The 9,102-nt window shown below is 60.3% G+C and carries 8 protein-coding genes, 1 tRNA gene and 1 pseudogene; 7 read left to right on the forward strand and 3 right to left on the reverse strand.

What is annotated here, in order from left to right; translation table 11 throughout:
• The first annotated feature begins 68 nt into the window (after nt 1-68).
• Nucleotides 69-632, forward strand: coding sequence for a hypothetical protein (locus H1Y01_RS14505; RefSeq protein WP_180541230.1), 564 nt, complete (start codon nt 69-71; stop codon nt 630-632).
• A 23-nt stretch (nt 633-655) separates the two neighbouring features.
• On the opposite strand, the gene H1Y01_RS14510 is transcribed toward H1Y01_RS14505, so the two are convergent.
• Complete coding sequence (locus H1Y01_RS14510; RefSeq protein ID WP_180541231.1) at nt 656-2,209, reverse strand: sulfatase; 1,554 nt, start codon at nt 2,207-2,209, stop codon at nt 656-658.
• A 401-nt stretch (nt 2,210-2,610) separates the two neighbouring features.
• Between H1Y01_RS14510 and H1Y01_RS14515 the strand changes: the two genes are divergently transcribed.
• Nucleotides 2,611-3,216, forward strand: a complete 606-nt coding sequence (locus H1Y01_RS14515; protein WP_219341559.1) for a Uma2 family endonuclease — start codon at nt 2,611-2,613, stop codon at nt 3,214-3,216.
• A gap of 214 nt (nt 3,217-3,430) precedes the next feature.
• Entirely contained in the window at nt 3,431-5,602 is a 2,172-nt protein-coding gene (locus H1Y01_RS14520) for an FG-GAP repeat domain-containing protein (protein WP_180541232.1), read from the forward strand.
• 56 nt (nt 5,603-5,658) lie between these two features.
• On the opposite strand, the gene H1Y01_RS14525 is transcribed toward H1Y01_RS14520, so the two are convergent.
• A tRNA-Gly gene (locus H1Y01_RS14525) sits at nt 5,659-5,732 on the reverse strand.
• Nucleotides 5,733-5,755: 23 nt separating this feature from the next.
• Nucleotides 5,756-7,060, reverse strand: coding sequence for a homoserine dehydrogenase (locus H1Y01_RS14530; protein ID WP_180541233.1), 1,305 nt, complete (start codon nt 7,058-7,060; stop codon nt 5,756-5,758).
• A 30-nt stretch (nt 7,061-7,090) separates the two neighbouring features.
• Between H1Y01_RS14530 and H1Y01_RS14535 the strand changes: the two genes are divergently transcribed.
• From H1Y01_RS14535 to H1Y01_RS19815, 4 genes and pseudogenes are all read left to right on the forward strand, one after another.
• Nucleotides 7,091-7,411 (forward strand): hypothetical protein, encoded by a 321-nt coding sequence (locus tag H1Y01_RS14535; protein ID WP_180541234.1) that lies wholly within the window; start codon nt 7,091-7,093, stop codon nt 7,409-7,411.
• Between the two features lie 23 nt (nt 7,412-7,434).
• Nucleotides 7,435-7,992 carry a bifunctional pyr operon transcriptional regulator/uracil phosphoribosyltransferase PyrR gene (gene pyrR, locus H1Y01_RS14540; RefSeq protein WP_180541235.1) on the forward strand — a complete coding sequence of 186 codons (558 nt, stop codon included), beginning with the start codon at nt 7,435-7,437 and terminating at the stop codon, nt 7,990-7,992.
• Nucleotides 7,989-8,882, forward strand: a complete 894-nt coding sequence (locus H1Y01_RS14545) for an aspartate carbamoyltransferase catalytic subunit (RefSeq protein ID WP_180541236.1) — start codon at nt 7,989-7,991, stop codon at nt 8,880-8,882. The genes pyrR and H1Y01_RS14545 overlap by 4 nt, the downstream gene beginning before the upstream one ends.
• Nucleotides 8,879-9,102, forward strand: a pseudogene (locus tag H1Y01_RS19815) (dihydroorotase); the annotation flags it as partial. The gene H1Y01_RS14545 and the pseudogene H1Y01_RS19815, both read left to right, overlap by 4 nt.

Genomic DNA, 9,102 nt, shown 5'->3' on the forward strand with positions numbered 1-9,102 from the left:
GCGGCCGTAAGTTTGACCGCCGAGTAATTCGGTTGTACGCACGTCGAATTCTTCCAGGGAGACAAAAGATGACGATACGAGTTCTTCTTCTCGCGCTGTCCGCTGCAACGTTGTGGACGGCATCTGCTCAGACGTCCATAGCGATCACCAACCCGCTCTTTATTGACGACCAAGTCAAGTGCAGTTCCGGCCAACTCTGCTCGGGCGCGAACATCTCCGGCTGGATATGCGGTCCGCAAACCTCCATCGCCGTCTTCTCGAAGACCCAATACCCCAACGCTCCCGCGGCCGGACTTTATGCGGCTGCTCTTGGCTACGAATACGGTTCCGGTTCTATTTTTCAAACCCTTGGAGCCACCGTTCAGGCTAATACAACTTACACCTTGAAGGTCGAAGTCGGTGCGCGCGCCGATTACGAGTTCACCGGTTATAAAGCCGCGTTGTTCGCCGGAAACGTGGAGCTAGTGGAGGGTCACAGCGCGACACCGGTTGGTGGAACGTTTGTCATCGACACAATCGTTTACAGTTCAGGAGCCAACCCGCCGCAGTTAGGCCAGCCTCTTCAAATCTACATCAAGAGCGAAGGCTATGGGCAGGTAAACGTCGCTGCGGTATCGTTGTCGGCCGAATGAGTGAATACGGTAAGCCGGCGCATCTAGACCGGCTTCTCATTGAAGCTGCCGTTGGTAATGCTCCATCCCGACGCAATGTAACGGTCTAACTTCGCCTGGAGATCCTTCGTTACTGAAGGATACTGGTCCGCTACGTCTTTCAACTCGTGCGGATCGTCCTTCCGGCGGTATAACTGCGGCTTATAAGTTCCTTCGAATTTCTCTTTCTCCCAAACGGCCGAGTAATTCCATTCGGGCGTGCGAACGGAGGCGACATAACCGTAAGCCGAGATCACGTGATCGCGGCTATTGGTCTTCTCTCCGGTGACGAACGGCCACAAGTCTTGACCGGTAACCCGCGGACCCGGCTTCAGATTCAGACGGCCAAGGAATGTCGGCATATAATCCGGTATCTGTACAAAACCGGAGACGCGTTTCCCCGCGTATTGACTGCCGGGCACATGCATGATAAACGGGACGTGCGTAACTTGAGTACGAAGGCGATCGGGTCCTTTGACCCATTGCCCCTGCTCGTTCAGCATGGCCCCATGGTCGGACATGAACACGACCACCGAGTTATCGAACAACCCGAGTTCGCGAATGGTGTCGAGCACCTTTCCGTACCAGTAATCCACATTCGAGGCTTCTCCGGCATAGTTTGCACGCAGGCGCCTTACTCCCTCTTCGGGGACCTTTACATTGCCGTAGGGAGGTTCCGGCCAACTGTGCGCGGTCGGCTCCTTAAGGTACTTTTCCACGAACTCTTGCGGAGGATCCCAGGGCTCATGTGGATCAAAGGCCTCCACATGAAGAAAGAACGGTCCTTCGTCGTGATTCTGCTTCAACCAATCGACCGCCTTAGTCGCCGTCTGTTGGACAATCGAATCGCCGAACTTAAGCCAGCGCTTGCGGTTTGCCGTGTATTGGTTCAAGAAGTCGGTAAATACCTGCCGCGGTTCCTTCCCGAACTGGCGGCCCAGTTCGTTTTGAGCGAGGTAGTCAGCAGGGTACAGATCGCTGAAATCAGGCTTCTTTCGGGGCGCCTGCCCATAGTAGTCAATCTCCTGCCCGCGCACCCATTCGTAGTAACCGAAACCGCGGTGAAAGTTCTTATCCGGCCGCTGCAGATGCGGCAGGTCGGCAATCAACGCTGTAAGATAGTTCGCCTCGTGAAGCGTCTCGGAAAGAGTAACATCCTCGTTGAATAGTTGATGCCAGCCGGGAAGCTGCACCGGTTCATGCTGGGGAAAATAGTGGGTGGGCACAATGCGGCGGCCCGTGTAAAGCTGACGGCGAATCGGAATGGTGGGCATCCCTTCCGGATAGGCGTCTTCGAAGACGATGGATTCCTCCGCGAAACGGTTGAGGTTCGGCGTCTCCACCCATTCGCTTCCATAGGCCCGAAGGTTGTCCGCCCGAAAGGTATCGGACACCAGGACAATCAGGTTCAGATTGTTTCCTTCCTGCTTGGGCGGCCGCTCCCAATGCGAACCGGTCTCCGGATCGGGACGCGGTGCGGCGTCACCTGCCGGCGCGCTTGCGCCGGTCAGGCCGGCCAGCGCCGCCGCCTTCAGCAAATCTCGTCTGCTATGACTCATCGGACCTCTCTCCTGGGGTTCGCACCCAAAGACGGGGATATGGTCATGTTCTCCATCGAGAATAGGGGAAATCGATTCTCGAAGTCAATCGGCTGTTCTTGAGATCGGTCAGGGAGCCAGCCTTTGCCCGGCGAAACGCCTCCGGTGGTCATCCCTTTTGGACCACGCAGAAAAGATTGCCGTCAGGATCTTCCGGTACATAAAGTCAGCAGTGGGCTTGTAGCGCCACGGATAGCGGGTTGCGCCGAGCTTCACGAGTCGCTCCGCTTTTTTCAGGATATGGGTCAAGGGAGAGATTCGCGCCTTTTCCTTCGGGGTCGCGAAGCACCGCCCAGCCGCCTTGCGGAGGCTCCCTGGGGACGTAGTGAAAATCGGCGCCTTAGGGCCGATAGAATCGAAGCATGGCGTTCACCATAGACGAGGCGTTTCTGCCCGCGATCCTCACCGCTCCGCCGATGACGGACGAACAGTTCGCGGCGTTCTGCTCCGAACACCCCGATCTGTCTTTCGAGATGTCCGCGGACGGAGAACTGATCGTCATGCCGCCGAATTACACATTGACTGCCTGCCGTCATCGGGCGATCCTCACCCAGCTGGATCGGTGGGCGCAAGTAAGTGAGCTCGGTACGGTCTCTGACGCGTCCGGTGGATTTCTGCTTCCGAACGGCGCCCGCCGCGCTCCGGATGCCGCCTGGACCCTGAAATCGCGCGTACGCGCTCTTGACCCAAACACGGTCGAACGCTATTGGCGCCTATGCCCGGATTTCGTGATTGAGGTACGTTCCCAAACCGACCGCTGGCGCACGCTGCGGGACAAGATGCGGGAGTGGATCGATAACGGCGCGCAGCTGGCATGGTTGATCGATCCCGAAAGTCGCGCGGCGGAAATCTATCGCCCGAGCGGCGGCGTCGAGGTCCTGGCCAACCCCGCATTCTTGAAGGGCGAAGGGCCGGTTGAAGGGTTTGTCCTGGACTTGCTGCCCGTGTGGGATCCGCTCAGCCACTGATCTAGAACAGCTTTAATGGAGTAAACGGAGTAACGACGCTCGCCGGTTTCGACGCCGCCCGCGTTCCACGCCATCTTGTGAAGAAAGAACAAGACGTAGTAAGTGGCCCGCCGGCCAGGTACGCACTTCCGCATTCTGACGGGCCGGTTACGCAGGGCACACAGTACAATCAGACTGCGGTTACGCGCGGGCGCCCGATCGTTCAGGAGGCTTTTTGAGGAATATCGGATTCGTTCCGGCGGTTTTTGCGATTGCATTTTCCGGCTTAAGCTATGCGGCGACACCCCCCGTCAGTTTCGGGTTGGCGCGCGATTACGCCGCGGGTTCAGGACCCGCCGGTTGTGCTGTGGGCGATTTCAATGGAGACGGCATTCCGGACATCGCCGTCGCGGATAGAAACTCCAAAACCGTGTCGATTCTGATTGGCGTCGGGCAAGGCGCTTACCGCGCTCCCGTTCCTTATGCAACGGGCAACGAACCTTGGGCAGTTGCGGTCGGCGATTTGAACGGCGATTCCAAGCTGGACCTTGTTGTGGTTAACCTCCTTGACGGGACTCTGTCGGTTCTGTTAGGCCTAGGCGATGGAACGTTTCAACCCGCGGTGAGTTACGCGATCGGTTACGCGCCAATCGCCGTCGTGCTGGAAGACATGAACGGTGACGGGAAGTTGGATGTCGTGGCCACCTTGGGTGGAGGGGAAGGCGTTGCCGTACTGTTGGGCTCGGGCGACGGCGCCTTCGGTCCTGCAATGGAAACGCTTGCCGGTATCAACCCTACGGGGCTTGCTGTTGCGGATTTCAACCGCGACGGCCGGCCGGACGTGGTCGTCGGCGATAGCACGAATGGCGTCCTTGTTCTTCCCGGCAATGGCGACGGAACATTCCAGCCGCCCGTCGCTTACGGGCCGCCGGACACGGTTTCGGTGAACGTTGGCGACGCCAATGGCGACGGTATCGCCGACCTGATTACGCTTACCAATGAGTCCGAGGAGAAATCGCAAATCAATGTATTGCTTGGCAACGGAGACGGCACGTTCCAGCCGGCGCTAAGGACCCCGGAGAACGGCTCCGCCCCCACCCTGTTGGTATCCGGCGACTTCAATGGCGATCAGAAGCTGGATATTGTTATCGCGAGACCCGAAACCGCGTCTGCGACTCTTTTGCTCGGTGACGGCACGGGTAACTTCACCACGGCAGGCGCGTTCCCGATCGAGTTCGGAGCGAGCGTACTCGCCGCGGCCGATCTAAACGGCGATGGGAAATCGGATTTGATCGTAACGGCGGAAGACGCCGACGCGATATCCGTCTTGCTTGGCACCGGAAAAGGGACGTTGGGACATACCGACCAAATCACCGTAACGGACCGCGTCGTATATCTCTGCGGCCCGGCGATCGCGGACGTGAATGGAGACGGCAAAGCGGACTTGATCACCAGCGGAACGCACTTAAAGGCGTTGGAAGTGTACCTGGGCAATGGTGACGGCACTTTCGGAGATTCGATTAGTTCCTCTCGGTCCAGCGGATGCCAGGCCTTAGTCGCTGCGGACATGAACGGGGACGGTATCCAGGATGTGGTTGTGGCATCCATTGCCGCCACGGTCGACATCGAGTTAGGCAATGGGGATGGAACGTTTCGCCCGGCGGGTTCCGCAACGCTGCCGCAGCAAGCCTTAACGGTTGCAGTGGCCGACCTGAACGGCGATGGGATTCCCGACGTGGTCACAACGGAGGACGTTGGAGGCCTAAGCGTATTTTTAGGCAATGGAGACGGCACGTTGCAGGCGCCGCAAACATATGCGGTAGGGGCGGATGCTTATCCCACTTCCGTTGCCTTAGCGGACGTGAATCAGGACGGACATATCGACATGGTGGTGGGAGTGGTAAACGAGCCTGGCAATAAGGAGTACATTGCGGTCTTTCCCGGCAATGGGGATGGCACCTTTGGAACGTCAAGTAAGGTGTCAACCGGGTCTGGTTATGCCACCGAGTCGGTGGTAGTTGAGGATTTCGACGGGGACGGCGTTCCGGATATTGGGGCCCTCGCCGAAAATGGCCACAACTTCCTGTTCGGATTTTTCCGGGGGTTGGGCGGCGGGAATTTCGCTTCGCCGGTATACACGGGTCTTCCCTTTGGAGTGGGCGCGATCCTCGCCGGCGATTTCAACGACGACGGCAAGCCGGATGTGGCGGTTCTGGACGCGGACTCGCAGAACTTGGAAATCCTGCGGAACGACGGCGGCGGAATGTTCACGCTCGAGAACGCGTTTTGGGGACTCGGCTTGCTGGCGGAACAGTTTGCGGTGGGAGATCTGAACGGCGACGGACTACCGGACGTGGTCAGCGCAAACGAGTCGACATTGACCATTTTGTTGAATAAGTCGAAGTGAGCGGCTGCGAGTACCCTTGCTCGGACACCGGAGGAACCTGCAAGTTGTGGAGAAGATGGAGCGGAGACGAGAATCGAACTTGCAACCAACAGCTTGGAAGGCTGTGACTCTACCATTGAGTTACTCCCGCCCAAGGAGCAACTTCCATTTTACCTAAAGCCCGGTTTCGAGCGGAAGCGCCAGGGGCGGCTCCTTCAGAAAGTCCAGCCCGGCCATCTCGTCCAGCGCCTCGCGCAGCGCCCGCTCGGGGGTCGTTTCCACCGTGATCACGAACGGCAGATTATGCTTCTCCTCGCTGGGAAGCTGCAGCACCGCTTCTAAACTGATGTTGCGCGCCGCTAGGATTCCCGCGAGCGCCGCGATGATCCCCGGCCGGTCTTCCACCGTAAACCGCAAGTAGTACGGCCGCGATTGCTCCAGAATCGAGAGCGGTTTATACTCGCCCAGGCGTTCATGCGCGAAGGGCGACACGCGCTCCGGACTTCCCGACCGGATTTCGCGCGCCACTCGCATGAGATCGCTCACCACCGCGACTCCGGTCGGCCGAGAGCCCGCGCCGCGCCCATAGTAGAACGTATCGCCGCCATGGTGCCCGTGAACCCAGATGCCGTTATAGGCGCCGTCCACACTCGCGATGATTGCCGTCCGCGGGACCAGAGCCGGCCGGACCGAGAGGATGAGTCCCTCGGATGTTTGCCGCGCCGACCCCAGCAACCGGATCGTCTGCCCCAACTGCCGCGCGTAGGCGAAATCGAGCGGTGTGATGCGCCGGATGCCCTCGACGTAGATATCGGCCGGCGTGATCCGCTCCCCGAACGCCAGCGCCGCAAGCAGCGCCAGCTTGTAGCGCGCGTCGAAGCCGTCGATGTCCGCCGCCGGATCGGCCTCCGCGTACCCCAGCCGTTGCGCCTCGGCGAGCACCACATCCAACGCCGTGCCGTGCTTCTCCATCTCGGTCAGGATGTAGTTACTGGTCCCGTTCAGGATGCCGAACAGCGCCTGCACGCGGTCGCCCGAGATGCCCTCGCGCAGCACCGCGTGAATCGGGATGCCTCCCGCCACGCTCGCCTCCATCGCCAGGTTGATCCCCGCCTTGATGGCGCGCGCCCAGATCGAGGCCCCGCAGAGCGCCATCAATTCTTTGTTCGCCGTCACGATCGATTTCTTCTGATCGATCGCCGCATCGAGAATCTCCTGAGCCACGCCGGTCCCGCCCACCAGCTCGGCGATCACGTCGATCTCGGGGTCGTCCACCACCTCGCGCCAGTTCACCGAACGCCGGACTCGGCCCAGCGATGGCGGCAGCTTGCGCTTCATCACCGACCGGCTGCACACCGCCGCGACGCGCAGCGGAAACCCGAGCTTCAGACGGATTTGCTCCGCATTCTCCGCCAGAACTTCCAGCGTGCCCGACCCGACGTTCCCCAGCCCGATGATCCCAACGCTGACTGCGCGCATTTTTTGGCTATCATAGCAGCGGAATCCAGTATGTCCCGCCTAAGCCTTGCCTGCCTGTTCACGGCCTGTCTGCTCTTGCAAGCGCAGTCGCCTTTCCCGGAGCCGCGCACTCCCGATCTCGGTCCCGATACATCGACGCTCCCCAACGGCAAGTCGCGCGCCGAAGCCATCTTGAAATCGGATCAGGAGAAATCGCTCGCCGACGCCAAAGAACTCGTCACGATCTGCACCGCGCTGGAGAAGGATCTGGAAGCCCAGGGCGCGCAGGATGTGCTCAGCATCGTCGACATTCACCGCACCGAAGACATCGAGAAACTCGCCAAGCGCATCCGCGGCCGCATCCGGAGATAGCGGGCATCGCTAGAATGTCACAGATGGCCAGCACCCGTTTCAAGTCGCAGCTGATGAGCGCCAGCGAGATCGACCGCACCATGGTCCGGCTCGCCCACGAGATCCTCGAGAATTCGAAGGAGGTCGGGAATCTGGCCTTCATCGGCATCCGCCGCCGCGGCGTTCCGATGGCCCAGCGCCTGGCGAAGAAGATCGAATCGCTCGAAAAGTGCGCCGTCCCTGTCGGCATCCTCGACATCAACCTGTATCGCGACGACCTCTCGACGGTCGGTCACAAGCCGGTGGTCAGCGGCACCGACATCCCGTTCTCGGTCCAAGGTAAGGACATCATCCTGATGGACGACGTTCTGTACACCGGCCGCACCATCCGCGCGGCGCTCGACGCCCTCTTCGATCACGGCCGCCCCGCGCGCGTCCAGCTCCTCGTGCTGATCGATCGCGGACACCGCGAGCTCCCGATTCAGGCGCGCTTCGTCGGCCGGGTCGTGCAGACCTCTTCGAGCGAAATCGTCGAAGTCAAGTTCCAGGAGATCGACGAGGTCGATAAAGTGCTGCTCGTCGAGCGCGTCGCCGAAGCATGAAGACCGGGCTGCTCGGGATCGAAAGTCTGGACCGCGCTGGAATCGATGCCATCCTGACTCGCGCCAGGCATTTTCAGAAACCCGGCCGCTACGAGACTCTCCGTCATAAGCTGGTGGTGAACCTGTTCTTCGAAGCCTCTACGCGCACGCGCACCAGCTTCGAGATCGCGGCCAAACGTCTCAGCGCGGATACGATCTCGATTACCGCGTCCGGATCGAGCGTGTCGAAAGGCGAATCGCTGGTCGATACGCTGAACACGCTGGGCGCGATGCGTCCGCAGGCCATCGTGATGCGCCACTCGGCTTCGGGCGCGCCGCATTTCCTCGCGCGGCACCTCAACATCCCGATCATCAACGCGGGCGACGGCACGCATGAGCACCCGACGCAAGCGCTGCTTGACGCGCTCACGATTCTGGATCGCCGCGGAACTCTCGAAGGCTTGCGCGTGGCGATTATCGGGGACATTGCTCACAGCCGCGTTGCGCGCTCCAACGTCCATCTGTTGTCACGCTACGGAGCCGATATTGTTCTCTGCGGGCCCGCGCCGCTGCTGCCGCGCGAGCTGGAGTCGCTCGCGCCCGGCATCTCGCTGACCAACGACATGGCGCAGGCTATTCAGGACGCCGACGTGATTATGATGTTGCGCGTCCAGCTCGAACGTCAGCACGAAGTTCCCATGGCGGCGGGCGAATACTTCCACTTCTACGGATTGCGCCTGGAACATCTTGCGCAAGCCAAGCCGGACGCCATCGTCATGCACCCCGGCCCCATCAATCGCGGGCGCGAGTTGTCGTCCGAAGTCGCCGATAGCCAGCGTTCGGTGATCCTCAACCAGGTCGAGAACGGAATCGCGGTCCGGATGGCAGTGCTCGAACAGGTGCTCCAGTGAACCTGGTGATTCGTGGCGGCCGTGTGATTGACCCCGCGTCGGGACGCGATGAGATCGCCGATGTCGCCATCGTGGATGGCCACTTTTCCTCTACGGGCGCGGATGGTTCGGAGGAGTTCGACGCTACCGGCCTGATCGTTGCTCCGGGGTTTATCGACATGCACGTCCACCTGCGCGAGCCCGGCTTCGAACACGCCGAAACGATCGAGAGCGGAGCGCG

The organism is Nevskia soli (assembly GCF_903970205.1).
In the GTDB taxonomy this organism is placed as follows: domain Bacteria; phylum Acidobacteriota; class Terriglobia; order Bryobacterales; family Bryobacteraceae; genus Bog-113.

Excerpts from the sequence above, each read along its gene's own strand:
- H1Y01_RS14505 (WP_180541230.1), top strand. The coding sequence starts at position 69 with ATGACGATACGAGTTCTTCTTCTCGCGCTGTCCGCTGCAACGTTGTGG.
- H1Y01_RS14510 (WP_180541231.1), bottom strand. The coding sequence starts at position 2,209 with ATGAGTCATAGCAGACGAGATTTGCTGAAGGCGGCGGCGCTGGCCGGC.
- H1Y01_RS14535 (WP_180541234.1), top strand. The coding sequence starts at position 7,091 with ATGTCCCGCCTAAGCCTTGCCTGCCTGTTCACGGCCTGTCTGCTCTTG.
- H1Y01_RS14545 (WP_180541236.1), top strand. The coding sequence starts at position 7,989 with ATGAAGACCGGGCTGCTCGGGATCGAAAGTCTGGACCGCGCTGGAATC.
- H1Y01_RS14515 (WP_219341559.1), top strand. The coding sequence starts at position 2,611 with ATGGCGTTCACCATAGACGAGGCGTTTCTGCCCGCGATCCTCACCGCT.
- pyrR (WP_180541235.1), top strand. The coding sequence starts at position 7,435 with ATGGCCAGCACCCGTTTCAAGTCGCAGCTGATGAGCGCCAGCGAGATC.
- H1Y01_RS14530 (WP_180541233.1), bottom strand. The coding sequence starts at position 7,060 with ATGCGCGCAGTCAGCGTTGGGATCATCGGGCTGGGGAACGTCGGGTCG.